The 23,809-nt window shown below is 65.5% G+C and carries 24 protein-coding genes and 1 tRNA gene; 5 read left to right on the forward strand and 20 right to left on the reverse strand.

Translation table 11 applies throughout. From position 1 onward, the window contains the following. Positions 1–14 precede the first annotated feature (14 nt). On the forward strand, positions 15–560 hold the full coding sequence (locus tag EJO69_RS06860; protein WP_126040484.1) for an HdeD family acid-resistance protein: 546 nt from the start codon (positions 15–17) through the stop codon (positions 558–560). A gap of 248 nt (positions 561–808) precedes the next feature. Here the strand turns inward: EJO69_RS06860 and EJO69_RS06865 are convergent, their stop codons facing one another. The 6 genes from EJO69_RS06865 to EJO69_RS06890 all read right to left on the reverse strand — a co-directional run bounded on the left by EJO69_RS06865 (position 809) and on the right by EJO69_RS06890 (position 6,636). Then, positions 809–3,343, reverse strand: a complete 2,535-nt coding sequence (locus tag EJO69_RS06865; RefSeq protein ID WP_126040486.1) for an ATP-dependent Clp protease ATP-binding subunit — start codon at positions 3,341–3,343, stop codon at positions 809–811. Between the two features lie 84 nt (positions 3,344–3,427). After that, the gene (gene dtd / locus EJO69_RS06870; protein WP_126040488.1) at positions 3,428–3,859 is read right to left on the reverse strand and encodes a D-aminoacyl-tRNA deacylase; all 432 of its coding nucleotides are present in this window, start codon (positions 3,857–3,859) and stop codon (positions 3,428–3,430) included. Continuing rightward, entirely contained in the window at positions 3,859–4,161 is a 303-nt protein-coding gene (locus tag EJO69_RS06875) for a DUF2516 family protein (RefSeq protein ID WP_126040490.1), read from the reverse strand. The genes dtd and EJO69_RS06875 overlap by 1 nt, the downstream gene beginning before the upstream one ends. Further along, positions 4,158–5,219, reverse strand: a complete 1,062-nt coding sequence (ygfZ, locus tag EJO69_RS06880) for a CAF17-like 4Fe-4S cluster assembly/insertion protein YgfZ (RefSeq protein WP_126040492.1) — start codon at positions 5,217–5,219, stop codon at positions 4,158–4,160. Before ygfZ ends, EJO69_RS06875 begins: the two co-directional genes overlap by 4 nt. Continuing rightward, positions 5,216–5,773, reverse strand: coding sequence for a heme-binding beta-barrel domain-containing protein (locus EJO69_RS06885; protein ID WP_126040494.1), 558 nt, complete (start codon positions 5,771–5,773; stop codon positions 5,216–5,218). The genes ygfZ and EJO69_RS06885 overlap by 4 nt, the downstream gene beginning before the upstream one ends. A gap of 134 nt (positions 5,774–5,907) precedes the next feature. Next, a complete protein-coding gene (locus EJO69_RS06890; RefSeq protein WP_126040496.1) occupies positions 5,908–6,636 on the reverse strand; it encodes a hypothetical protein in 729 nt (242 codons plus the stop codon). A gap of 604 nt (positions 6,637–7,240) precedes the next feature. On the opposite strand from EJO69_RS06890, the gene EJO69_RS06895 reads away from it, so the two are divergent. Next, complete coding sequence (locus EJO69_RS06895) at positions 7,241–8,383, forward strand: IS1249 family transposase (protein ID WP_281272833.1); 1,143 nt, start codon at positions 7,241–7,243, stop codon at positions 8,381–8,383. 133 nt (positions 8,384–8,516) lie between these two features. Here EJO69_RS06895 and pstB read toward each other — a convergent pair whose 3' ends face one another. From pstB to EJO69_RS06930, 8 genes are all read right to left on the reverse strand, one after another. Then, complete coding sequence (pstB, locus tag EJO69_RS06900) at positions 8,517–9,296, reverse strand: phosphate ABC transporter ATP-binding protein PstB (RefSeq protein ID WP_126040498.1); 780 nt, start codon at positions 9,294–9,296, stop codon at positions 8,517–8,519. A gap of 23 nt (positions 9,297–9,319) precedes the next feature. Next, on the reverse strand, positions 9,320–10,423 hold the full coding sequence (gene pstA / locus EJO69_RS06905) for a phosphate ABC transporter permease PstA (protein ID WP_126040500.1): 1,104 nt from the start codon (positions 10,421–10,423) through the stop codon (positions 9,320–9,322). After that, entirely contained in the window at positions 10,420–11,526 is a 1,107-nt protein-coding gene (locus tag EJO69_RS06910) for a PstC family ABC transporter permease (RefSeq protein WP_245993537.1), read from the reverse strand. Before EJO69_RS06910 ends, pstA begins: the two co-directional genes overlap by 4 nt. A 76-nt stretch (positions 11,527–11,602) precedes the next feature. Next, positions 11,603–12,793, reverse strand: coding sequence for a phosphate ABC transporter substrate-binding protein PstS (locus tag EJO69_RS06915; RefSeq protein WP_245993540.1), 1,191 nt, complete (start codon positions 12,791–12,793; stop codon positions 11,603–11,605). 155 nt (positions 12,794–12,948) lie between these two features. Beyond that, on the reverse strand, positions 12,949–13,932 hold the full coding sequence (locus tag EJO69_RS06920; RefSeq protein ID WP_126040504.1) for an NUDIX hydrolase: 984 nt from the start codon (positions 13,930–13,932) through the stop codon (positions 12,949–12,951). Then, entirely contained in the window at positions 13,929–16,241 is a 2,313-nt protein-coding gene (locus EJO69_RS06925; RefSeq protein WP_245993543.1) for an RNA degradosome polyphosphate kinase, read from the reverse strand. The genes EJO69_RS06920 and EJO69_RS06925 overlap by 4 nt, the downstream gene beginning before the upstream one ends. Before the next feature lie 51 nt (positions 16,242–16,292). Then, the gene (gene mshD / locus EJO69_RS12430; protein WP_211331375.1) at positions 16,293–17,096 is read right to left on the reverse strand and encodes a mycothiol synthase; all 804 of its coding nucleotides are present in this window, start codon (positions 17,094–17,096) and stop codon (positions 16,293–16,295) included. Further along, positions 17,096–17,704 carry a hypothetical protein gene (locus tag EJO69_RS06930; RefSeq protein ID WP_126040506.1) on the reverse strand — a complete coding sequence of 203 codons (609 nt, stop codon included), beginning with the start codon at positions 17,702–17,704 and terminating at the stop codon, positions 17,096–17,098. The genes mshD and EJO69_RS06930 overlap by 1 nt, the downstream gene beginning before the upstream one ends. A 126-nt stretch (positions 17,705–17,830) precedes the next feature. Between EJO69_RS06930 and EJO69_RS06935 the strand changes: the two genes are divergently transcribed. After that, positions 17,831–17,902 (forward strand) — tRNA-Lys (locus EJO69_RS06935). A gap of 120 nt (positions 17,903–18,022) precedes the next feature. Here EJO69_RS06935 and EJO69_RS06940 read toward each other — a convergent pair. Beyond that, positions 18,023–18,703: a GNAT family N-acetyltransferase gene (locus EJO69_RS06940; RefSeq protein WP_342769237.1), complete on the reverse strand. Its 681-nt coding sequence runs from the start codon at positions 18,701–18,703 to the stop codon at positions 18,023–18,025. Here EJO69_RS06940 and EJO69_RS12315 point away from each other — a divergent pair. Further along, positions 18,702–18,878 carry a hypothetical protein gene (locus EJO69_RS12315; RefSeq protein ID WP_164519896.1) on the forward strand — a complete coding sequence of 59 codons (177 nt, stop codon included), beginning with the start codon at positions 18,702–18,704 and terminating at the stop codon, positions 18,876–18,878. The genes EJO69_RS06940 and EJO69_RS12315 overlap by 2 nt on opposite strands. 143 nt (positions 18,879–19,021) lie before the next feature. Here the strand turns inward: EJO69_RS12315 and EJO69_RS06945 are convergent, their stop codons facing one another. The 5 genes from EJO69_RS06945 to EJO69_RS06965 all read right to left on the reverse strand — a co-directional run bounded on the left by EJO69_RS06945 (position 19,022) and on the right by EJO69_RS06965 (position 23,042). After that, positions 19,022–19,291, reverse strand: a complete 270-nt coding sequence (locus tag EJO69_RS06945) for a GlsB/YeaQ/YmgE family stress response membrane protein (protein ID WP_126040511.1) — start codon at positions 19,289–19,291, stop codon at positions 19,022–19,024. A 128-nt stretch (positions 19,292–19,419) separates the two neighbouring features. Continuing rightward, a complete protein-coding gene (locus EJO69_RS06950) occupies positions 19,420–20,265 on the reverse strand; it encodes an EamA family transporter (protein WP_126040513.1) in 846 nt (281 codons plus the stop codon). Positions 20,266–20,366: 101 nt separating this feature from the next. Next, positions 20,367–21,104, reverse strand: coding sequence for an endonuclease/exonuclease/phosphatase family protein (locus EJO69_RS06955; RefSeq protein ID WP_164519897.1), 738 nt, complete (start codon positions 21,102–21,104; stop codon positions 20,367–20,369). Then, positions 21,088–21,513 (reverse strand): peptide-methionine (R)-S-oxide reductase MsrB, encoded by a 426-nt coding sequence (gene msrB / locus EJO69_RS06960; RefSeq protein WP_126040517.1) that lies wholly within the window; start codon positions 21,511–21,513, stop codon positions 21,088–21,090. Before msrB ends, EJO69_RS06955 begins: the two co-directional genes overlap by 17 nt. Next, positions 21,510–23,042, reverse strand: a complete 1,533-nt coding sequence (locus EJO69_RS06965; protein ID WP_126040519.1) for a mechanosensitive ion channel family protein — start codon at positions 23,040–23,042, stop codon at positions 21,510–21,512. Before EJO69_RS06965 ends, msrB begins: the two co-directional genes overlap by 4 nt. A 78-nt stretch (positions 23,043–23,120) precedes the next feature. On the opposite strand from EJO69_RS06965, the gene EJO69_RS06970 reads away from it, so the two are divergent. Continuing rightward, complete coding sequence (locus tag EJO69_RS06970) at positions 23,121–23,600, forward strand: very short patch repair endonuclease (RefSeq protein ID WP_126040520.1); 480 nt, start codon at positions 23,121–23,123, stop codon at positions 23,598–23,600. Positions 23,601–23,809 lie beyond the last annotated feature (209 nt).

A 23,809-nucleotide genomic window follows, 5' to 3' on the forward strand; every position in this document is an offset into this window, starting at 1 on the left:
AGAGAGGCTTCAGCATGTTCTCGTTCCTATCCCACTCCTGGTGGCTCCCGTTCATCAGCGGAATCGTCGCTGTCCTCTTCGGCATTCTCGCGATCGTCATGCCCGGGACGACGGTGTCGGTTCTTCTCATCCTGTTTGCAATCTTTCTCATCGCACAGGGACTCGGCCTTCTGTGGAGCGGTTATCGCACATCCGGCCCAGGGTCGATCGCGCTGCTCGCGACCGGCGTCGTCCTCGTCGTGCTCGGCATCTGGACCATCGTCGCCACCGAATCTGCCGCGGAGCTTCTCGTCACCCTCATGGGGATCTGGGCCCTCGCCATCGGCATCGCCACCGCCTTCGCCGGCTTCGGCCTGCGGGGCCGCTCGGAATACTGGGGGCTCCCGCTCCTCGGCGGCGTCGCCATGGCCATCGCCGGCCTGCTCGTCATCATCAAGCCGTGGACCGGGGTCGCCGCCATCGCCATCACAATCGGCGTCGGTTCGATCCTCTGGGGAGCCCTGCTCGCCGTGAGCGGGTGGTACCTCCGGTCGCTCCTCCCCCGCGATCGCGAACGCTGACGCTCACGCACGACTGCGGACGCTGACGCCCCCGCACAACAGCGAGGACTGGCACGCCCCCTCGGACTGACAGCACGCCCGAAATTTCCCACAGGGCGCTCCGGCGGGTAATCCATGGCGTCCAGTCACGATCCCCTGCATGACCGTTCACGGCCTCCGACAGGGGCACGACCCCCGGCGACCGCCACTGACGCCGGACATGACAGAGGTGGGGCCGGCTGATGCCGGCCCCACCTCATGGTTGATGCTTACTGCTGCTGTGCGGTGCCGAGGGCAGTCTCATCGAGCGCATCGACTGCCTCGTTGATCTTCTCCTCGAGCTCCTCTTCCTTGGCGACGCCGGTGAACGTGAGGGACATGGGGATGTTCTCCTCGTCCACGTCGACGTAGACGGTGTCGCCGTCCTTGAGGTGGCCGAACAGGATCTTCTCGGACAGGGCGTCCTCGATCTCCCGCTGGATGGCGCGGCGGAGCGGCCTGGCACCCAGCACCGGGTCGTACCCGCGCTCGGCGAGGAGCTCCTTCGCGCGCTGCGACAGCTCGATCTTCATGCCCTGGTCGGCGAGCCTGCCTGCGAGCTGAGCGATCATGAGGTCGACGATCTTGAGGACCTCCTCGCGCGACAGCTGGGGGAAGACGATGATCTCGTCGACACGGTTGAGGAACTCGGGGCGGAAGTGCTGCTTCAGCTCGTCGTTCACCTTCGACTTCATCCGGTCGTAGGAGGCCACCGTGTCACCCGACACCTGGAAACCGGTGTTCTGGGCGCGTGCGATGTCCTTCGTACCGAGGTTCGTCGTCATGATGATGACGGTGTTCTTGAAGTCGACGACCCTGCCCTGCGAGTCGGTCAGGCGACCCTCCTCGAGGATCTGCAGGAGCGAGTTGAACAGGTCCTGGTGAGCCTTCTCAACCTCGTCGAACAGGATGACGGAGAACGGGCGGCGGCGGACCTTCTCGGTGAGCTGGCCACCATCCTCGTACCCGACGTAGCCGGGAGGGGCGCCGAACAGTCGGGAGACCGTGTGCTTCTCGGCGTACTCCGACATGTCGAGGGTGATGAGGGCCTCCTCGTCACCGAAGAGGAACTCGGCGAGAGCCTTGGCGAGCTCCGTCTTGCCGACGCCGGTGGGGCCGGCGAAGATGAACGAGCCGCCGGGACGCTTCGGGTCCTTGAGGCCCGCACGGGTGCGGCGGATCGCCTGCGACAGCGAACGCACGGCGTCCTCCTGCCCGATGATCCGCTTGTGCAGCTCATCCTCCATGCGGAGCAGCTTCGCGGACTCGGCCTCGGTGAGCTTGAAGACGGGGATGCCGGTCGACATCGCGAGGACCTCACTGATGAGGTCGCCGTCGACGACGGACACCTGGTCCATGTCGCCCGACTTCCAGGCCTTCTCCTTCTCGGCGCGCTCCTCGGCGAGCCTCTGCTCGGTGTCACGGAGCGCGGCGGCCTTCTCGAAGTCCTGCCCGTCGATGGCGGATTCCTTCTGCTTGCGGACCTGGGCGATCTTCTCGTCCAGTTCGCGAAGCTCGGGCGGAGCCGTCATCTTCCTGATGGCGAGGCGCGCGCCGGCCTCGTCGATCAGGTCGATCGCCTTGTCCGGCAGGAACCGGTCGTTGACGTAGCGGTCGGACAGCGACGCGGCCTGTTCGATCGCGTCGTCCGTGATGGTGACGCGGTGGAACGCCTCGTAGCGGTCGCGCAGTCCGCGGAGGATATCGATGGTCTGCTCAACCGTCGGCTGCTCAACCTGAATCGGCTGGAAGCGCCTCTCAAGGGCTGCGTCCTTCTCGATGTGCTTGCGGTACTCGTCGAGGGTGGTGGCTCCGATGATCTGGAGCTCGCCGCGCGCCATCATCGGCTTGAGCAGGGAGGCCGCGTCGAGCGCGCCCTCGGCCGCACCAGCGCCGACCATCGTGTGCACCTCATCGATGAAGAGGATGATGTCGCCGCGGGTGTTGACCTCTTTGAGGATCTTCTTCAGACGCTCCTCGAAGTCACCGCGGTAGCGGGAACCCGCGACCAGCGAACCCATGTCGAGCGCGTAGAGCTGCTTGTCGCGCAGCGTCTCGGGCACGTCGCCCGAGGCGATCGACTGCGCGAGACCCTCGACGACGGCAGTCTTGCCGACGCCGGGCTCGCCGATGAGGACGGGGTTGTTCTTCGTCCGGCGGGAGAGGACCTGCATGACCCGCTCCGACTCGATGTTCCGGCCGATGACCGGGTCGAGCTTGCGCTCACGGGCCGCCTGCGTGAGGTTGCGACCGAACTGGTCGAGCACCGTCGAGCCGGCCTTCTGACCCTCACGCGCGCCGGTGCCGACACCGACGGCCTCCTTGCCCTGGTACCCGCTCATGAGCTGGTTGACCTGCTGGCGCACGCGCGGCAGGTCGGCGCCGAGCTTGACGAGAACCTTGGCCGCGACCCCGTCCTGCTCACGGAGCAGGCCGAGGAGCAGGTGCTCCGTGCCGATGTACGAATGTCCGAGCTGAAGACCCTCGCGGAGGGCGTACTCGAGGACCTTCTTCGCGCGCGGCGTGAAGGGGATGTGACCGGAGGGGGCTTCGTTCCCCTCTCCGATGATGTCGATGACCTGGACCCGCACGTCGTCCAGTGAGATGTCGAGGGCCTCGAGGGCCTTCGCCGCAACGCCCTCACCCTCACGGATGAGGCCGAGCAGAATGTGCTCCGTTCCCAGGTACTTGTGCTTGAGGTTCCGAGCCTCGTCCTGGGCTAGCACGATCACGCGCCGCGCACGGTCGGTGAACCGTTCGAACATTGCGCCTCCTTAAGTAGCTTCACCAACTCTAACGAACCTGGGAAGCGCGCCATGCCTGTGTTCGCCACAGGCGTTAGGCCCGGACTAGCACTCCCACCACAGCGTGAAAGGCCCGTCGTTCACGCTTTCCACGGCCATCATCGCGCCGAAGATGCCGGTCTTGACAGGCAGCCCGTGGACGGTCCGCAGGCGCTCCGCGACCGCCTCGTAGAGCGGTTCGGCGACTTCCCCCGGAGCGGCGGTGGTCCACGACGGCCGCCGGCCCTTCCTCACGTCGCCGTAGAGCGTGAATTGGGAGACGACGAGGACCTCGCCGCCGACCTCCGTCACGCTCATCTCCGTCTCCCCATCGAAGACCCGCAGGTCCGCGATCTTGCGGGCGGTGAGCTCGACCTCGCGCTGGGTGTCCGACGGGGTGACGCCGAGCAGGACGAGGAGTCCACGACCGATCTGCGATACCCGCTCGCCACCGACGCTCACGCTCGCGCTCGAGACGCGGGAGATGACAGCGCGCACTACCAGGAGCCCCCGCGACGGTTGCCTCCGCCCCCGCGGGGGATCTCATCGAGCCTCGGCTTGATCGAGCCGAGGTAGTAGACGACGAGCACGAAGAAGCCGAGGGAGATGAGGAACGAGCCGGGGATGCGGAACGGCATGAGGCCCGCGCGGACGACGAGGCCGAGCAGGAGGACCCCCACCCACTTCCACTTGCTCATCGTTCCCGCCCAGTCGAAGGCCGCCTGCTGGCGGGTGGCCGCGTCGATGACCGCCCACAGGAAGAGGGCGATGACGAAGAGGTTGAACAGGGCTCCGATCATGACGGGAGCCTGCGGATCTTAGGCCGGTCATAGGACAGCTCCGTGCGCCCGTCAGGGTTGACGATGACCTCGGCGAGGGCCGGGATGCCATCGACCGTCAGCGCCGCATCGACAGGCGTGTTGCGCTTGAGTAGTCCGAGGGCGACGGGACCATGGTCCATGTCCCTCGCCGCGCTCGTCACCGTTCCCACGGTCTTCTCCCCCATGAGGATCTCGGTGCCGCGGGCGGGCAGTCGCTCCTCGGAGCCGTCGAGCTGGAGCAGGACGGCTCGGCGGGGCGGGCGGCCGAGATTGACCGTCCGGGCGATCGCCTCCTGGCCGCGGTAGCAGCCCTTCTCGAGGTGGACCGCCGTGCGAAGCCAGTCCCATTCATGCGGCAGCGACTTCTCGTCGACGTCGATGGCCGGGCGGGGCCTGAGATCGACGATGCGCTGGGCCTCCCAGGCGAGCATCCCCGCCATCGTGCCCTCCCATTCATCGATGGCGGCCATGAGCTCGTCCTTGGGCAGGAGGGCGATGAATCGCTCCTGACCCCTGGCCGGGTGGTCATCGGTGCTGGGGCCGTAGGCGACAGACTTGGCGCCGACAGCGGGCCACGGATCACGCCACGTGAGGACTGCGCGCGGCACGGCCGCGCTCCCGTACCCACCGAGGAGCGCGAGATCATCGCGGAGAACGATCTCCACCCGCATCATGAACTTCATCTTCTGCAGGAAGGAGCGCAGCTCCTCCCCGAAGCCGGCGTCGGTGATGAGGTGGAGGGTTTCGCCGTCATCGACGACGTAGGCCGCGACCTGGATTCGCCCCTCGACCGTGAGGAGGATGAGCTCGGTGGACTCCCCCGGCTTGAGATCGGTCAGGTGCTGGGTCGTGAGGCTGTGGACCCACGTGAGGCGGTCGGGACCGCTCACGGTCACAACCTCGAGGTGCGACAGGTCGACGAGGGCGGTCCCGGCGAGCAGCGCGCGCTGCTCGCGGGCAGGCGATCCGTAGTGGGCGGGAACAGCAGCATCGATGCCGTCGCCGAGGACGGCGCCGGGAAGGCTCGCGGTGCTCATCGCTTGATCGCCACCTTCGACAGGCGGCCCGCGGCGTAGGACTGCATCTCTTCCCCAAAGGCGGCCATGTCGTAGGCGAACAGCAGGTCGGATTCGACCATGCCCACCTGCAGCTGGCTGGCGTTGACGTGAGCGCCCGTCGCGGAGCGGACCATCGCATCCGATACCAGGCTCATCCGAGGAGACTTCACGACGCCGACGTAGAGGGCGACCCGGCCGTCCGGGGTGGCGATCATCGCCTCGACCTCGCCCTCCGTCTCGGGGGACTGCCGCAGGTAGCCTGTGGCCTCCTGCCAGAGCCGATCCTCGGTCAGCTGGGCGACACCGATGTGACCCGGCAGCTCCTTGTCGATGTCATCGGGGTTCTCGTTCGCGAGGTACCACGTCGACTGGATCGTGAGGTAGGGGCCGCCGTTGTTGGAGACCTCGAGCTCGCAGATGATTGCGGCGTCATCGATCCCCGGGTAGCCGAGCATGCCGTAGCCCCGCCACCTGCCGACCAGCCACGCCATCGGATAGGTCTCGGGCGCCAGGCCCTCTGGAATTTCAAACATGGCTCCAGCCTAGCGAACCGCGCAATGCTGGACGAGAACCGTGCCCTCCGCACTTTCCCAGCCTCCATGCGGATCTCCGGTCATGGCGCCGATTGCGGCCGCTCGCCGTGCGCTGTGTTCGCGGCGGGCGCAGATCAGGTGATGACGAGGGCGAGCGTATAGGCGACAACCGCGGCCGCACACAGCGGCACCATCGCCAGCGTCGCCCCCGGCCGGCGCCTCGTTGCAGGCGGCAGCCGCCGAAGGATTGAGTCGAACATTGCGAGGATCGAGCCGGCCGCAAGGCCCGCGAGGGGTGCTGCGTACCAGGCGATATCCGAGAACAGCATGAAGAGCAGGCCGCCCGAAAAACCGCCGGTCATGTAGACGACGTGCCGGAGGCTGCGCAGGGAATGCGGAATAAGGATCTCGAGGACAATCGCCACGGCAACAGCGGTGAGAACGGCCCGCGCCGCCGTCACTCCGGCATCGAGTGCGAGCGTCCGGGTCCACAGCGCCCCCATGACGACGAGCATGGAACCCGCCACCGTTCCGGAGATCTGCTCGAGTAGGCGCGGACGGCCATCCCGCCTCGCCATCTCCGCGACGAAACCGACAACGACGGTGAAGCCCGCGACGAAGGCGAGCTCACGCACACCGAAGAAGTAGGCAACGGCGTTCGCCGCGACGCTGACGGCGACGATGACCCTTCGGGCAGTGCCAGGGTTGGGCAGATCGATGAGGAAGGCCCACCCCGTTGCGAGGATGAGGCCAATGATGACGCCGGCGACCGCAGTGGCGACCGGGCCAAGCGACACCGCGCCGAAGAGGACTGCTGCGCCGACAAGGCTGACAAGTGCCCGCGCGCGGGCGCTCATCGTCATCTCCACTCCATTCACCACCCCTTGATCTTGCCATGAGTGCTGGCCTTACGCCGATCTGCCGGTCGAAAGGCGAGCAGAACCGTGAAAGAAAGTGCATGGGACGTCAGGTGCGGATGCACGCCCGGGACTTCCGTCGCGTGACCTGGCCCACAGGTTGACGCGGGGTCCAAAGACGACAAGAATATGAGTACGGCATCGGATCGCGAAAGCCCCGGGCTCCAACTATTGCCGCTACGAGCGGCCTACGCGCCGACAGGCGCTATCCGGTTCGGTGTCGCTACAGTCAGCGCCGGCATTGCCGGCGCTGACTTCTTTCTTCGGTCGGATGCTCGGCTGCGGCTTATAGGACATTTCGTGTTGGTTTGACCCTGATCTTTTGTTGCTGTGCCGCCATTAGGCCGGTGTTGAAGTTCGTGCGGCTGAACTTGATGGGTGGACATTTCGTGTTGGCTTGACCCCGACCTTTGGTTGCTTTGACGCGGAAAAGTGGGGGTTGAAGTTGGTTTCACGGGGCCGGCTTATAGGACATTTCGTGTTGGTTTGATCCCGACTTTTCGGCGCGTTCTCACCGAAAAGGCCGGGTCCAAGTTGCCTGATAGGGAGGGTGAACACTCCTTATTGCCGCCCGTGCGAGCAGGCGATGACACGCTATGGAAAGACCAGTACGGGACGTCAGCGCTACCGCTGTGCCGGGTGCAGGACGAGTCGCGTAGCGGCGATCGACACCTCCGCGAAAGACTTCGCCCTGTTCTTGTCCTTTCTGTTTTCCCGCCAGCGCCAGCGAGACCTGCCCGGGGCGGGACGGACCTTCCGTCGGCGCACCGCACGGTTCTGGCAGCTGTGGCCCACCCCCGAGGTGGTCGACGAGGTCCACCGGGTAATCTACGTCGATGGGATCCACCTCGGACGCAGCGCCGTGATCCTGATCGCCTCCACCGACACCCATGTCGTGGGCTGGTACCTCGCACGCAGTGAACACAGCCAGGCCTGGGGTGCGCTGCTGGCCCGGATCGCACCGCCACAGGTAGTGGTCACCGATGGTGGATCAGGCTTTGCCAAAGCCCGCCGGGCGCACTGGCCCACCACGAAGGTCCAGCGCTGTACGTTCCATGCTTTCAGCCAGGTGCGTCGCCAGACCACGACCCGGCCCCGCACTCAGGCCGGAGTGGAACTCTACGGCCTGGCTAAAGCGCTGCTCCACGTCCGCGATAACACCGGGGCCGCGGCATGGCTGGCCGCTTACACCCAATGGCGCGCCACATGGGAGGCCTTCCTGGCTGAGCGCACTCGACTCGCCACGGGGCAGGTCGTACTCACTCACCAGCGTCTGGTCACGGCCCGCTCAGCCCTCGATACGCTGATCCGGACCAAGACCTTGTTCACCTACGTCGATCCCGCCAACTTCCCGGTCGACGCCTACCTGCACATGCCACTGCCAGCGACGAATAACCGGATCGAGGGTGGGATCAACACTCAACTGCGGGCCCTGCTACGCGATCACCGCGGGATGAGCCTGGACAGGCGGATCAAAGCGATCATGTGGTGGTGCTACATGCACACTGAATACCCTGCCAGTCCCGCACGCATCCTCAGGACCATGCCCACCGACACCCAGATCCAGGCCTACTACCGAGCTGCGGCCAGCCGCGGCGAACACGCCCGGGACATCGGCCTGCCGGGCATCGGCACCGCAGCCGTCTGGAACGAGCTGCACCACTCGACCAGCTACATCACAACCTGGGACTGACACCCCTCCGATCAAACAAAACCAACACATTTTGTCCTATAAGCCTCGGCTGCGTAGCGAAGAGCATCCCCGGAAGACAATCTCTTTCACGCAGATGCCCGCCGGCTGGAGCCGGCGGGCATCGCGTTGAGGATCAGCCGAAGCGGCCGGAGACGTAGTCCTCCGTGTCCTTCTTGGCCGGGTTGGAGAAGATCTTCTCCGTCGTGTCGTACTCGATGAGGTGGCCGGGCTTGCCGGTGCCCTCAATGTTGAAGAAGCCGGTCATCGACGATACACGAGCCGCCTGCTGCATGTTGTGCGTGACGATGACAATCGTGTAATCCTTCTCGAGCTCACGGATGAGGTCCTCGATTGCGAGAGTCGAGATCGGGTCAAGCGCCGAGCACGGTTCGTCCATGAGGAGAACCTCAGGCTTGACCGCGATGGCGCGGGCGATGCAGAGGCGCTGCTGCTGGCCACCGGACAGCGACGAACCGGGACGGTCGAGGCGATCCTTGACCTCTTCCCAGAGGTTCGCTCCGCGGAGCGAGAACTCGACGAGCTCCTCCGCCTCGGACTTCTTCATTTTGCGGGAGTTGAGCTTGACGCCCGCAAGGACGTTGTCCGCGATCGACATGGTCGGGAATGGATTCGCCCGCTGGAACACCATGCCGACCGAGGCGCGGACGTCGACAGGGTCGACTCCGGGTGCGTAGATGTTCTTTCCGTCAATGATCGCGTCGCCCTCGACCCGTGCGCCGGGAATGACCTCGTGCATGCGGTTGAGTGACCTCAGGAAGGTCGACTTTCCACAGCCGGAGGGACCGATGAGGGCGGTCGTTGAGCGGGGGGCGATGTGCATCGTCACGTCTTCCACGGCGAGGAAGTCGCCGTAGTAGATGTTGAGGTGCGAGACGTCAATGCCTTCGTTCACAGAATGTTCCTTTGTCGGTCAGCTTATCGCTCGCCCTTGGGCGCGAACGCCCTGGCGATGAAGCGGGCTAGGAGGTTGAGGAGGAGAACCAGGAGGATGAGGGTGAGCGCACCCGACCACGCCAGCTCGCGTGTTGCCTGGTTCGCCCAGGATGAGTAGACGTACGTCGGCAGCGTCTCCATGTAGCCGGTGAACATGTTCCAGTTGAACACGTTCGTCGTGCCGGTCGTGATGAGGAGCGGAGCGGTCTCGCCGATGATGCGGGCGACGGCGATGACGACGCCGGAGACGATGCCGGGGAGCGCCGTGCGGAGCACGACCTTGATGATCGTGCGGGACTTCGTGACACCCAGCGCGTACGACGCCTCACGAAGCTCGTTGGGGACGATGCGGAGCATCTCCTCCGTGTTGCGGATGACGATCGGCGTCATGAGGACGACGAGCGCGACAGAGCCCATGAAGCCTGTCTTCATCTGCAGCGCAGCCGACGTTCCGACGAAGTACTCGGCAATCGTCGGGATCATCGCGGCCGCGAAGAGGCCCGCGACGATCGACGGGATGCCGGTCATGATGTCGACGAGGAAGGTGACCGTCTTCGCCATCGGCCCCGTGCCGTACTCGACGAGGTAGACCGCCGTCATAATACCGAGCGGGACGGCGATGAGGGCCGTCGTACCGGTGATGAGGAGCGTGCCGAGGAGGGCATGGCCGGCGCCGGTCGCGTGATCGGCGAGCGTGAGGCCGTTGCGGTCGTTCGTGAGGAACTCCCACGTCAGCTCGCTGTAGCCGTTCGACAGCACCATCCACAGGAGTGAAATGAGCGGGGTGACCGCGAGGAGGAAGGCGGTGACGATAAGCCCACCGATGAGCCTGTCGGTTGCGTACCTGCGGCCCTCGACGATGAATGCGATGACAGTCGAGATGATGAGGTAGAAGACGACCGTGAGGACGGCGGTGGCGATCGGGGTGATGCCCTCTGTGCCCCAGAAGTGGAGCAGGCCGGCCGCGAGGACGAGGGCCACAAGAATGATCGCGGGCGTGAACCACGTCGGGAGTCGCCTGCCACGGGAGGCCATCCGCTGGGGAGGCGCCTCCTGCTGCTGCGGCTGCTGGGTCAAGATGCTCATGCGTTGGCCCCCGAGAATTCCTTGCGGCGGTTGACGATGCCGCGTGCGATGAAGTTGACGACGAAGGTGAGGACGAACAGCAGCAGGCCGAGCGCGATGAGGAACGGCTGCTCAAGCGACGGATTGTCCGGCGTGCCCGCGCTCGCCTCGGGCCAGCGCAGCGCGATCTGGGACGCGATCGTCGAATGCTGTCCGACCGAGAAGATCTTGAAGTTGATCTCGAGGCCTGCGGAGAGAACCATGAGGAGCGCCATCGTCTCGCCGAGTGCGCGGCCGAGGCCGAGCATCGAGGCGGACACCATGCCCGACCTGCCCATCGGCAGAACGGTCATGCGGATCATCTCCCAACGGGTCGCACCGAGGGCCATCGCAGCCTCCTCCTGGAGGCGCGGGGTCTGGATGAACACCTCACGGCAGAGCGCCGTGATGATGGGCAGAACCATGATCGCGAGAACGACCGCGCCCATCGCCAGGTTTCGTGCGGGGCCGGCTGACATCGTCACGATGTCGGGAGTGATCGGCCACCAATCCCAGTTCGCGGCAGCGTAGTCGAAGCCGGGCAGGCCACCCGTCCAGACCGCCTCGCCGTCGACCATCTGCTCCTCGCCGGCAAGCCAGACGAGGAAGGGCCGGAACGTGGTCTCGATCCACGAGAAGATGGGCCGCAGGATCGGCTCGAGAGTCGACATGCCCCACATGCCGAAGATGATCGAGGGGATGGCCGCGAGCAGGTCGATGATGTAGCCGAGGCCCTGCGCAAGCCGGCGCGGCGCGTAATGCGAGATGAAGAGCGCGATTCCGATCGCCAGCGGCACGGCGATGATCAGCGCCATGATCGAGGAGAGGACGGTGCCCCACAGAGCGCGGGCGGCGAAGCTCCAGAACGTGATCGGCTCACCGCCGACCTGGGCGAACCCGACGTCCGCCTGAATCTCATCCGCCGGCGCTGTGTACACCTGGTAGGACTGGAGGAGCAGGAAGAAGGCCACCGCGCCGAGCAGGACCAGGATGGCGATCCCCGCCGCGTACGCGAAACCCCGGAAGGTCCTGTCCCCGCTGGAGCCCGCCGATCGCTTCGGCCTGCTCGTCGTGACTGTTGACACGCGATACTCCTTTTTCAGCGCCCGTAGGCGGGCTGGCCAAAGGCCAGCCCGCCATCAGGCTCCACAGTGCGGCAGATTACTGGGTGACGATCGAGTCGATCGCGGGCATAACCCGGGATTTGAGGTCGTCAGAGATCGGGGCGTTGCCGCCGCCGGCTGCCGTCGCGGCCTGCTGGCCTTCGCCGGATGCCATGAACGAGAGGTAACCCTTGACGTTCGCGGCCTCCTGCGCATCATCGTACTCGGTGCAGGCAACGACGTACGAAATCATGACGACCGGGTAGGCGTTCTCGACGGAGCCATCACGCTTGAGCTCAACCGTGAGGACCTTGTCGGTCGCATCGGCGGTCGGCTCAGAGCCGTCCACGATCGCGGCCGCAGCCTCGGGCGAGTAGGCGAGGAACTCGCCGTTGACCTCGACGTTGGCGGCCGACAGGTCGCCGATCTGCGAGGCGTCACCGTAGGTGATGGCACCCTCGGTCTGAGCGGTGAGGTCCATGACGCCGCTGGTCTTCTCAGCGGACTGCGTGCCCGAGATCGGCCATGCGTCGTTCGGCTCGTAAGGCCATGCCTCTTCGCCGGCTGCCTCAACGATGTACTCGGTGAAGTTCTCGGTCGTGCCCGAGTCGTCGGCGCGGTTGACCGGGACGATGTCGAGGTCGGGGAGCTCGACGCCCTCGTTGTCGGCGGCGATCGCCTCGTCGTTCCAGTTGGTGATCTCGCCCGAGAAGATCGCGGCGACGTTCGCGGCCGAGAGATTGAGGTCCTCAACGCCGGGGAGGTTGTAGGCGATAGCGATCGGCGAGATGTAGAGCGGCAGCTCGAGCACCTCGGAGCCGCAGCGGTTGGCGGCGGCGTCGAGCTCTTCCTCGCTGAGAATCGAGTCAGTGCCGGCGAAGGAGACGGCGCCGGAGATGAACTGCTCGCGGCCCGTGCCCGAACCGGTCGGGTTGTAGTTGACGGTCACGCCGTAGTCAGCGGAGAAACGGTCACGCCACGCCTGCTGTGCGTTCGCCATCGACGAGGCGCCGGAGCCGTTGAGCGAGCCGGAGACGCCAAGCTCGCCGATCGGCGTGGGGACGTCGGACGGACCCTCCGAGTCGCCGGAGTCGGTGGTCTCAGCGTCAGTGGTCTCCTCGGCCGCGTCGGTCGTCTCGGGTGCGGCTGTGTCCTCGGCATCGGAATCGTCCGAGCAGGCGGCAAGTGTGACGGCAAGGGCGGCGGCGAGAGCCAGCGACGCGGCCTTGCGGGAACGGGTGATGTTCACAGTAGATTCCATCCTTCAGATCGGGGTAGGGCGGAGAGCCCGTGACCGAGACCAACGCTAGGGCGGGTTGGTGAAGCGAGAACCGGTTTGAGGTTAACGGTGCGTGAACGATGCTATGATCCGGCTCACGAAAACGCCAGAGGACGTGGTCCCAATCATCCCAAAACGGACGGGCGGACCTTTTCGAGGGAAACAATTGTTGCCGAATGTCCGCGCCGGCGGGCGACGTGCGCGACGAGAACCTCACCCGTCCTCAGCCACGGATCAGTCTTCGGGACCTGCTTGATGATCGAATACTGCGCCCTGTTCTCGAGGGCCGCGACGATCGTCGGCAGCGTGGGCCGGTGCACGCAGATCACGGCGGAGGCCTCGTTTCGGCGCACCATGAAGTCGACGAGCTTATCGACAACCTTGGGCTTCGACTCGTGCGAGGCCTCGGTCAGCTCGTCATACATCTCAATCTCGGTTCGCAGCGCCTTCGCGTACGGCCTCATCGTCGCAACGCACCGCTCCCACGGACTGGAGACCACCCGCGTCACCCCATAGGCGGCGAGCAGCGGCACGAGCTCCCTCGCGTGCTTCTCACCGATGGGGGTGAGGGGACGGGTCGCCTCTGTGCCGGAGCCGCCCTTCCACGCCGACCTCTTCATCGCCCGCGTGTGCCGGGCGACCAGGAGGGGCCACGTCTTCAGCTTGCCGTCGGAGTACTGGTCGATGAGTTTTCCGAGCAGTTCCCGATCCGATTCGTGGGCGAGCATCTGGTATGCGAGCCGGGTCGGGATCCAGCGCTTCTCATCGATCTCACTCTCCTTCGCGGGCTTGACCCGCGGGCGAGACTTGTAGACCTTCGTGTTGATCGAGAGTGGCTGTGCGGCCCAGTAGTGGGTCGTCTTCTTCCGGCCGTCCCCCAGGCGGTAGGAGACCTTCCCGAGAGGCTGGCCGAGGCTGATGGCGATGCCCGTCTCCTCCTCAACCTCACGCACAGCGGCAACCTGGATGTCCTCACCATTGTTGAGCTTGCCCTTCGGGATCGACCAATCATCGTAGGAGGGACGGTGGACGAGGAGGACCTCGAGGGTCCTCCCGTTCAGCCGCCAGACGATCGCCCCCGCGGCAAGGACGTCCGCCCGTCTGCTCAACTCTTCACCCTGGCCCGCGCACGGGCCATGAGGAGCTCCTGGATATCGGCCAGCTTGTTGCCCTCATCATCCTTGTGAACGCGGCGCCAACCAGACGGCTCGAGATGCCACGACGACGTCGTGTCGGCCGTCGCGAGGTTGAGCAGCTCGATGAGATGGTCGCGGTGGCCGCGATCGGCGATGGTGATGAGGGCCTCGACGCGGCGGTCGAGGTTGCGGTGCATGAGATCGGCGGAGCCGATGAGGACCTCCGGGTCCCCGTCCTTGGCGAAGGCGAAGACTCGTGAATGCTCGAGGTAGCGCCCGAGGATCGACCGGACCGTGATGTTCTCCGACAGCCCGGGTACACCGGTCCGCAGGGCGCAGATGCCGCGGACCTGGACGTCGATCTGGACGCCCGCCTGCGAGGCGCGGTAGAGGGCGTCGATGATCTTCTCGTCGACGAGGGAGTTGACCTTGATCTTGATCCACGCCTCCTTGCCCGCCTCCGCGTTTCGCGCCTCGCGGTCGATGCGTTCGATGAGACCGGTGCGGACGGTGCGGGGCGCGACCAACAACCGGTGGAACTTCGACCGCGGCGCGTAGCCGGACAGCTGGTTGAACAGACGGGTCAGGTCTTGGCCGACGTCGCGGTTCGAGGTCAGGATCCCCAGATCCTCGTAGCCGCGCGCGGTCTTCGGGTGGTAGTTGCCGGTCCCGACGTGGCAGTACCGGCGCAGGCCATCCTCCTCCTGACGGACGACGAGGCAGATCTTGCAGTGGGTCTTGAGACCGACGATGCCGTAGACAACGTGGACACCGGCGCGCTCCAGCTTCCTCGCCCACTCGATGTTCGCAGCCTCGTCGAAGCGTGCCTTGATCTCGACGATCGCGAGCACCTGCTTGCCCGCGCGGGCCGCTTTGATGAGGGAATCGACGATCGGGGAATCGCCGGATGTCCGGTACAGGGTCTGCTTGACCGCCAGCACCTGCGGGTCGGCCGCGGCCTGGGCGATGAACTGCTGGACCGAGGTCGAGAACGAGTCGTAGGGGTGGTGGAGGAGGATATCCCGCTCCCTGATTGCATCGAAGAAGTTCGTCGGCGTCGACGACTCGACCTCGGCGAGGCCCCGAGGTGTCACGGGGACGAACTTCTTGTACTTGAGTTCGGGGCGATCGAGATCGTGGATGACGTTGAGCCCGGTCAGGTCGAGCGGGGGCGGCAGATGGTAGATGTCGCTCTCGCGCACGCCCAGCTCACGTGCCAGCAGGTTGAGGACATGGTCGGAGGTTCCCTCGGCGACCTCGAGCCTGACGGCGGGACCGAAACGGCGCCGCGTCAGCTCCTTCTCCATCGCGGTCAGGAGGTTCTCGGCGTCATCCTCCTCAACCTCGACGTCCTCGTTGCGGGTCACGCGGAAGGTGTCGTATTCGACGACCTCCATGCCCGGGAAGAGGTAGTCGAGATGGGCGCCGATGATCTCCTCGAGCGGCACATACGAGGTGTTGCCTCCTGTGGTAGGAACGTCCTCGGGGCGGTACGGCCTGCCGTCGGCATCGACCGCGATGAAACGCGGAAGCAGCGGAGGAACCTTGACTCGAGCGAAATGCTCCTTGCCCGTCTGGGGATTGCGGACGACGACGGCAAGGTTGAGCGAGAGTCCGGATATGTAGGGGAAGGGATGGGCGGGATCGACCGCGAGGGGTGTCAGGACGGGGAAGATCTGGGCGCGGAAGAACTTCCGCAGCCTCTCGTGCATCGTGTCATCCAGCTCGTTCCAGTGGAGGATGTCGATCCCCTCGCCGGCCAGCTTCGGCTTGACGTCCTCGGAGAAGACGCGAGCATGGCGCGCGGTGAGCTCGTGGGCGCGGACCGAGATGCCCTCAAGCACCTGGCGGGGCGAGAGCCCGGCCGCCGACGGGACGGCCAGTCCGGTGGCGATGCGGCGCTTGAGGCCGGCCACCCGCACCATGAAGTACTCGTCGAGGTTGGAGGCGAAGATCGCGAGGAACCACGCCCGCTCGAGCAGCGGCAGATCCTGATCCTCGGCCTGTTCGAGCACCCGCTCGTTGAAGGCGAGCCAGGACAGCTCACGGTCGGCGAACCTGCCGTCCGGCAGCTCGTCGCTCTCCTCCTCGTCGGCCAACTCAGTCTGCTCTGTGAGGGTGGCGAGCGGGACGGCCGATCCGACACGGGCGGCCGCACGGATGCGGGCCCTGCGGGCGAGCTGATCCTCCTCGTCGTCGATCAGATCGGCCCGGGTTGGGGTATCGACTGCGTCGCCGTCGATGTCGCTTCCGTCAGGAGTGGTATCAGGTTCGCTGTCCATACGGATATCATTCCATGTCCAGGCAGACTGGAACATTCATCTCGGGAAAGCTCAACCGAGCTCGTACTGGATGTCGCTCCGGGCCAGCGTGAAACCGGCCCGCTCGTAGGTGGCGAGGGCCGACCTATTGTCGCCCTCGACGTAGAGCATGACCTGGTCGGCGCCGCCTTCCGCGAGGTCGGCGAGGCAGTGGGCGGTCAGCCATCCGCCCAGTCCCCTCCCCTGCCAGGAGGGGTTGACTCCCAGGACATAGAGCTCGGCAGGGTCGCGCTGCAGCCAGTAGTAGCCGACGATCTCGTCGCCGACGACAGCGACGGTGATCTCCCCGCCGCTGGGGTGGATATCGGCCTCGGTCATCGCCCCCTGCTCCGGGTGGTCGGCGAATGCGAGGGCATTGACGGCAACAAGCGCGCCGGCGTCCGCGTCCCGGTACGGGCGAAGTGCGACATCGTCCCTATCTGCAGGGCGAGCCGCATCGCCAAGATCCCGCCTCAGCTGAAGAAGCTCCCGCACAGAGGTGAGCCCCGTGCTTGCCGCGAGCGCCGCAGCCGCGGGGAGGTTGCCGTGCGACCACAGCCGCATCGGATTGACGGTCTGGGAGACATGCTCGACGAGCCGCCGCCCGATCCCCTGGCCGCGGTGCTCGGGATGAACGGCGAGCTCGCTGCCCTCCTTGCCCATACAGGCGAGGCCAACGAGCTCCGCGTCGTAGATCGCGAGGTACCGAGCCGGCCGGTCTTCGGCGACATCCCGGTGGGACGCCTCTCCGAATGCCTCCACATCATCGTGGTGCTCGACGAGGGCCGCGAACGTCCTAAAGGCGTCCAGGTCCGGGCGAGCAGTCGAAATCCGCATCAGTCGAGTCGCCCCTTGTCGAAGAGTCCGGCGCCGATTGCCAACTCCTTCGCCGTCTCGATGAGGGCGTCGTTGCGGCGGGTCACGAGAGTCGCCAGGTCATGGGTATCCGATGAGATCCATACGGCGTCGAGATTGCCGAGGAAGAACGCGAAGGCCGCGGAGTCCCGGAGCAGGTCGGCGAAGCCGTCTGCTCCCTCTCCGGCGAAGACCGATGCCCAGCGCTCCTGGATCTCGGCGGGCGTCCGGGGTTCCGGGCGCTCTTCGCTCTCGGCCACCGCACTGCTCGCAGCGTGACGGCGCGCCACATCGTCCGGCTCGCGCCTGATCCACTCGCTCAGCAGGTATCCGCGCCAGAGCATTCCGCCAAGAGTGTCGGCGGGCGCCCGCACCCAGGCTTCGGCGATGAGGTCGATGCCCTCCTCATCGATGAGGGCCATGATCCGCTCGCGCACGTCATCCTCAATATTCTGGCGAGAATCCGTCGGGACAAGAGCCTGCGCGGCCGCGTGGGAGATGAGGGAGCTCTCGGCGGGATCCGGCTCACCCGTCAGGTACTCGACCTGCTCGGGGTCGATCTGGGCTGGCCTTCTGGGACGCTTGTTCATGATGTCCTCCCTCAGTAGAGACTTCCTCGTACCCTATTGTCTCTCATCACAGCCCAGGTGATGAGCACCTTCACGAGGCAGATCTGGTGCTAGTATCGTTGCTTGGCTCCACGTCGAGCCGAAGGCGGGCCTCTAGCTCAATGGTAGAGCTCCGGACTTTTAATCCGTAGGTTGTGGGTTCGAATCCCACGGGGCCTACCGCTTCCCCCGGTGACGCCGTATAGGCCGAGCCGGGGGATTTCCTGCTCTCCAGCGCTCCGGCGCGAACTCCATCGCTTCCTCAGCACCATTCGCACCCTGCAGCGAACCTTGCCGCCCTCAGACTTCGGCGCTCAACTGCCGTGGGGATCGAACTGCGGAGTGCAGCAGCATATCGACCCGCCGTCCCCCAATCACCTGATGCTGTTTCACCAGTCCTTCAGGCTCATATCCTGCAGTCTCCGCCGTGCGTCGCGACGCGATGTTCCACGGCTCAATGTAAAGCTCGATGCGCTGCAGCTCCAGCAGCGTCCACGCGAAGTCGGTGAGCGCGGTCAGGGCCTGTGCGGCGACGCCACTCCCCCTGAACTGGGGCGCGACCGCATACCCGGCGGACGCTCGGCCCGCCTCAATCGCCGTGAGCGACAGACCGGCCTGGCCCACCCCCTCATCCGAATCGCGAAGCGCCACGCAGAAGGAGTAGCCCGCACCGGTCGCGAGGCGTTCGTGCTGCCTGTCGATGTAGGCGAGTGCCTGAGCGCGGTCCGCGCGCGCCGGCAGCGTGCCGGTCATCGGCACGTAAGGATCGGTCGCCAGGTCCTGCAGCATGGGGACGTCATCGGCCCTGAAGGCTCTCAGATGAACGGCGCCATGCGCGGGTGGCGACGAGGGCATGACCAACGGGAGCCTCACGTCATTTACAGCCTTTCTGAAGTCGACGATCGTTTCTCCGGAACTGAGCCTCACGAGAATCTGGTCACGGCCCGTATTGCGGGGCATCCTGCGGCAGGATGATCTCATGGACGATTCAGAGAAGAACGCCAAACTGACTCGCACGATTCGAGTTCTCTATGGCACCGACCCAGTCGAGGCCCAGCGGCAGCTCGACTGGTGCAACGACAACCTCGACTCCGATGATGACATTCCCGTCATCGCGCAGACCCTGCGGGAGATCATCGGCGAACAGAGCGCCTGACTTTGGGGGTGCCGATGCCCCATCTGAGGCGTTGTCGGATTCGCTTTCTGTGCGGCTGAGCGCCCGGCGCCGGCGAGCAGACCCCACTCTTATGCGAAAGGTGGGCCGGTTGCCCGGCCCACCTCTGCTGTCATTGAGGAGCTCTACATTCGCGTGCGGCGGCTGCTGCTTCCGCGGTTGGTGATACCGATGTAGAGAGAGATGAGAACAATGGCGAGGACGATCGACACGACCCACTTGAGGATCGTGGAGTCGGAGCCCATCGGGCCTTCGACGAGCCACCAGCCGAGGGCAGTGCCGCCGGCGCCGAGGATGATCGTCCAGATCATTCCGATGTTCTGATCGCCCTTCATGAACAGACGGGCGAGGGCGCCGATGATGGCGCCGACAATGATTGTCGCAATGATACCCATCGTGGTTACCTCCTGTTGCGGGAGCCGTTTGTCGACTCCGTTCGTGCCTACAGTAGATGTGAACTCGCTGATCCGCGCGTTATAAGCGAATTGTTCCCCTGAATTTCACCATCCCCGTAAACAGGTGGTTATTTATCAGCCTGCCGTGAAATGTTGCGGACTGCCGGTCGATAGCTTGATACGAACACCGCGATCGAGATGAGAAGCAGGCCGAGGAGCTCGCCGACCGTCGGCAGCTGGCGCAGCATGGCGAAGGCGACGACAGTGCTCATGGCCGGCAGGATCGAGTTGAGGATCGCGAATGTCGTGGCGGGTACGTTTCGCAGGACGAGCTGGTCGATGACATAGGGAACGGCGGACGAGAGCACGGCGACGAACACGAGGGTGAGCCAGAATGCCGCGTCGGGACGGAGACTGATCAGCTCCGGCACCGCGAGCGGGCTGTAGACGATTGCGGCTCCCGCCATCGCCACCGCGAGGCCATCAATGCCCCTGTCGAATCCCGCGACACTCTTGCCGAGCAGCATGTAGGCGATCCAGCAGAGCCCAGCCGCGAGTGCGAAGAAGAATCCGAGCGCCACGTCGGGGTCGGTGAGGTCGAGCCCCATCCACGAGATGAGGAAGACACCGACCGCGACGAGGATGACGGATATCGTCGATCGCTTCGTCCGCGCCGTACTCGCAAGGAGAACGGGTCCGAGGAACTCGAGGGCAACGGCCGTTCCGATCGGGATCCGAGCGATCGCCAGGTAGAACAGAATATTCATCGCCCCGAGCGCCAGCCCGAAGGCGAGCGCCCTGCGCTTGTGCGGGTAACGCCACGGCCTGCGCCAGGCGAGGAGGAAGAGGGCGGCGAAGAAGATCCGCCCCCAGCCAACGGCGGTGCCCGACGCGAGCACGAAGAGTCCCACAGCGATCGAGGCGCCGACGTATTGGGAGAGCCCCGACAGGAGCATGGCAGACACGTTCTTCACCCAGCCAGTATGGCCGGGGTGCGACGATCAAAGCCAAAGCAGACCACGTGGCGGCGCACGCCCGCCGGAGCCGAACCGTCGGCCAGCTGTGGTGGATGCGCTCAGGCGGGGAGGGCGATGGCGGCGAAGACACCGCGATGGTCGGAGAAGGCGAACCGCTCGATGGAGGCCTCTTCTGCCTCGAGGCTGGCAACGATGTAGTCGAGCTGGAAGCGGGGCCTATCGGCGGGGTAGGTCTTCCCATTCACGAGGCTCGGCCAGATCGATCTGTTCTCGCGCTGGTTGAAGTCGCCTCCCAGCACCCACGGTCCGGGCAGTGTGTGAAGGAAGGCCTCCGCCTGGCGGAGCTGATCCTCCCCCACTCCCTCATGCCACGACAGGTGGGTTGAGGCGACCGTCACCCGCTGCCCTCCGACGTCGAGCGTGCCCGCGAGGACCTGCCTCGGCTGATCCATGTCGACATGCATGTTCCTCATGCGGGGCAGGGGCCTCGACGTTGTCAGGTGGTGATGGTGCCACGTGGCGGGGTAGCGGGAGGCGATGCCGACGCCGGTTCCCCGCTCCCCTGGTCGGGTCGGCCTCGGCCGGACGAGCGGCAGAACCGTGGCCCACGTGCTGCGGCCGGGAAGGAACTGCGAGTACTCGAGCCCGCACGCCCGGGCGACCTGCGTTGTGTGATCGACACAGCGGGACGTGAGGACGCCTCGATCCGCCTCCTGGAGGAGGACGACATCGGGCCGCAGCGCCGCAATCTGGGACAGGCCCCGGGCGAAATGGTCCCGGGGCCTGCCCTGCTGCAGATTGAGTGAGAGAACCCGCAGGCTACCCCTCGACTGCATCTCCACCATCGGCAGGGATGAAGGTGAGGGAGACGGAGTTCATGCAGTAGCGGTTGCCCGTCGGGGTCTGCGGAGCATCGGGGAAGATGTGGCCAAGGTGCGAATCGCACGCCGCACAGCGGACCTCCGTGCGGACCATGCCATGGGTGCGGTCCTCAATGAAGGTGACGGCGTCGTCCTTCGCCTCGTAGAAGCTCGGCCAGCCGCAGTGTGCATCGAACTTCGTACCGGCCTCGAAGAGCTCGGTGCCGCACGCCTTGCAGGCGTAGGTGCCCTCGCGCCCCTCGTCGAGCAGTCGGCCCGTGCCCGGACGTTCCGTCCCGGCCTGACGGAGAACCTGGTAGGAGATCGGGTCGAGCCGCTCACGCCATTCGTTATCGGACAGTGTCAGGAAGTTGGTGTCGCTCATCTCGTCTCCTCAGAGTCATTGTCTGTTGCCCCATCATCGTCCACTGCGTTCCTCTGCGCAGCCCTGCGTTCGCGTTCGGCGATCGCCTCCTCGCCGGGCCCGGAGAACCCCTTCTTCCGCTCCTCTGCCTGGGCCGATCCCGTGAAGAGGGATGCCTCGTGGCCGGGCTTGACGTCCGTCGCCGTGTGCGGGGTCGAGGACAGCTCGTCCTCGGAGCGCTCCACGGGGCTGCGGGCCGCAAGAGATCGGCGGTGCGGCAGGTAATCGGTGGGGAGGACGACGGTCTCCTCGAGGTCGACGTCCTTCTGCGGGGTGCGCGGCTTCTCGACGGGGGGCTCCTCATCGATGAGCTCCTTCGGATCCGGGTACTCGGCCACGGCCGCCTCGAGATCCTCGATCGACGCGTACAGGCTGCGGGTATACGGCAGAGCCCTCGGCACCTTCTCCTGGATCCATTTGACCATGTGCTCGCGCGTGTAGTTGCGCAGGTCGGTCAGCGTCGCCGAGTCGGCGGCCGAGACGAGGATGGCGATGCGGACGCGCCCATTCTCCGCGGAGTCGACCTGGAGGACGGCAGTCCTGCCATCCCATAGGTCGGTCTCGTTCAGGCACCTGTGCATCTCCGACCTCATCGCATCGACCGGGACCTGCCAGTCGAGATCGAAGTAGACCTTGCCCAACATGTCGGTGTCGCGTCTCGTCCAGTTCTCGAACGTCTCTGTCGTCAATTTGGAGGAGGGGACGATGAGGCGCCGACCATCCCACACCCGAACCACAACATAGGTGAGGGTGATCTCCTCAACGACGCAATACTCGCCGTTGATGATGACGACATCATCGACACGGAGGGAATCGGAGAAGGCGACCTGGAGGCCCGCGAACACATTGCCCAGCGTCGACTGGGCGGCGAGGCCGGCGATGACGGAGATGAGGCCGGCCGACGCGAAGAGGGATGTCCCCGCGGCCCTTGCCGACGGGAAGGTGATGAGGACTCCGCCGATGCCGAACGTCCACACGAGCGCCACGAGGACGCGTCGCACGATCTGGAACTGGGTCTGGATCCGCTTCGCCCTCTTCGTCGCCGTCCGTTCGACGTGGCGAAGGACCGCCGCCTCAAAGCCGACGACGAGGCTGGCGACGAACCACGTGCCCGCGATGATGATGAGGATGAGGCCGATATGGAAGATCGGGTGGCGCCAGCCCGGTTCCACCTCCCCGGCCGCGGGCTCGCTGCTGAGCGAGAATCCGATCCAGGCACCGGCGAGCATGAGGGTCAGCTGCAGCGGACGCTTCGGCGGCCCAGGGGCGGGCTCCAGGATCGGGTGCCGGCGGCCCGCCACCTGTGCGATGACGATGAGGAGGATGGCGGTCAGGAGGCCGATCGCGGCACCGATGAGCGCTGAGCCGATGATGCTGACGATGTCGACCGTCACGGTCACAGCCTGCTCGACACCCTGCTCAAGCGTCATCTCCCCCGACGGATCCTCGGTGGGGTCGACCGTGGACGCAAGGTGCAGTAAAGCCTTCATAGATTCCACACTATTCCACCGATTGCACTCACTTCGAGAGGTTCACTCAGGCGACCGGCCCGGACTATCGTGCGGGGTATGGACAGGCCGAAGCCGTCGTCGTACACCGCCCAGCAGACGATGAAGGCGAATAGGCGCCGGGATACGAGGGCAGAGCTCGCCGTCAGGCGCCTCCTTCATCGCGCCGGCGCTCGGTACCGCGTCGATTACGCTCCTGATCCTGCCGACCGTAGGCAGAAGGCCGACATCGTCTTCACTCGGGCACGGATCGCGGTCTTCATCGACGGATGCTTCTGGCATGGCTGCCCGCAGCACTACATCCCACCGAGGTCGAACGCCGACTACTGGCTTTCGAAGATTGAGGGCAATAGGAAGAGGGACGCAGACACCTCCGCACACCTGAAGGCCGTGGGGTGGCGGGTCCTGCGGTTCTGGGAGCACGAAGACCCCGCCGCCATCGTCGAGCAGATCCTGCAGGAGCTGATCACCGCCCGAGCAGGCCGCTCCGCTGCGGTGCTCAAAGCGGAGGAGACTGGGCAGGAGGGGGTCGACCGCTGACGGCCCGCCGTCTGCCATGAAGACGCGCCTCCACGAGGCGCTGACCCGAAGCAGAGCAGGGCTCAGACTTCCGCCGAAACCCCTCCACAGTGGGTCCGGCAGGGGCGTCGGAACCCCCCCCCGAAAAGCCGGTGAGTAAGGACACAGGCTCCGCTTTGCATTGCAGGCAGATTTCTAGTTATGCTGGTCTAGCTTCGAGCGGGACGGAA

Source organism: Flaviflexus salsibiostraticola (assembly GCF_003952265.1).
In the GTDB taxonomy this organism is placed as follows: Bacteria; Actinomycetota; Actinomycetes; order Actinomycetales; family Actinomycetaceae; genus Flaviflexus; species Flaviflexus salsibiostraticola.

What these genes read in the sequence shown, in the direction of transcription:
- EJO69_RS06860 (WP_126040484.1), top strand. Translation starts at nt 15, where the DNA reads ATGTTCTCGTTCCTATCCCACTCCTGGTGGCTCCCGTTCATCAGCGGA.
- EJO69_RS06970 (WP_126040520.1), top strand. Translation starts at nt 23,121, where the DNA reads ATGGACAGGCCGAAGCCGTCGTCGTACACCGCCCAGCAGACGATGAAG.
- EJO69_RS06875 (WP_126040490.1), bottom strand. Translation starts at nt 4,161, where the DNA reads ATGATCGGAGCCCTGTTCAACCTCTTCGTCATCGCCCTCTTCCTGTGG.
- EJO69_RS06930 (WP_126040506.1), bottom strand. Translation starts at nt 17,704, where the DNA reads ATGAACAAGCGTCCCAGAAGGCCAGCCCAGATCGACCCCGAGCAGGTC.
- EJO69_RS06885 (WP_126040494.1), bottom strand. Translation starts at nt 5,773, where the DNA reads ATGTTTGAAATTCCAGAGGGCCTGGCGCCCGAGACCTATCCGATGGCG.
- EJO69_RS12315 (WP_164519896.1), top strand. Translation starts at nt 18,702, where the DNA reads ATGGACGATTCAGAGAAGAACGCCAAACTGACTCGCACGATTCGAGTT.
- EJO69_RS06865 (WP_126040486.1), bottom strand. Translation starts at nt 3,343, where the DNA reads ATGTTCGAACGGTTCACCGACCGTGCGCGGCGCGTGATCGTGCTAGCC.
- EJO69_RS06955 (WP_164519897.1), bottom strand. Translation starts at nt 21,104, where the DNA reads ATGCAGTCGAGGGGTAGCCTGCGGGTTCTCTCACTCAATCTGCAGCAG.
- EJO69_RS06925 (WP_245993543.1), bottom strand. Translation starts at nt 16,241, where the DNA reads ATGGACAGCGAACCTGATACCACTCCTGACGGAAGCGACATCGACGGC.
- EJO69_RS06940 (WP_342769237.1), bottom strand. Translation starts at nt 18,703, where the DNA reads ATGAGATCATCCTGCCGCAGGATGCCCCGCAATACGGGCCGTGACCAG.
- msrB (WP_126040517.1), bottom strand. Translation starts at nt 21,513, where the DNA reads ATGAGCGACACCAACTTCCTGACACTGTCCGATAACGAATGGCGTGAG.
- mshD (WP_211331375.1), bottom strand. Translation starts at nt 17,096, where the DNA reads ATGCGGATTTCGACTGCTCGCCCGGACCTGGACGCCTTTAGGACGTTC.
- ygfZ (WP_126040492.1), bottom strand. Translation starts at nt 5,219, where the DNA reads ATGAGCACCGCGAGCCTTCCCGGCGCCGTCCTCGGCGACGGCATCGAT.
- EJO69_RS06965 (WP_126040519.1), bottom strand. Translation starts at nt 23,042, where the DNA reads ATGAAGGCTTTACTGCACCTTGCGTCCACGGTCGACCCCACCGAGGAT.
- pstA (WP_126040500.1), bottom strand. Translation starts at nt 10,423, where the DNA reads ATGAGCATCTTGACCCAGCAGCCGCAGCAGCAGGAGGCGCCTCCCCAG.
- EJO69_RS06945 (WP_126040511.1), bottom strand. Translation starts at nt 19,291, where the DNA reads ATGGGTATCATTGCGACAATCATTGTCGGCGCCATCATCGGCGCCCTC.
- EJO69_RS06890 (WP_126040496.1), bottom strand. Translation starts at nt 6,636, where the DNA reads ATGACGATGAGCGCCCGCGCGCGGGCACTTGTCAGCCTTGTCGGCGCA.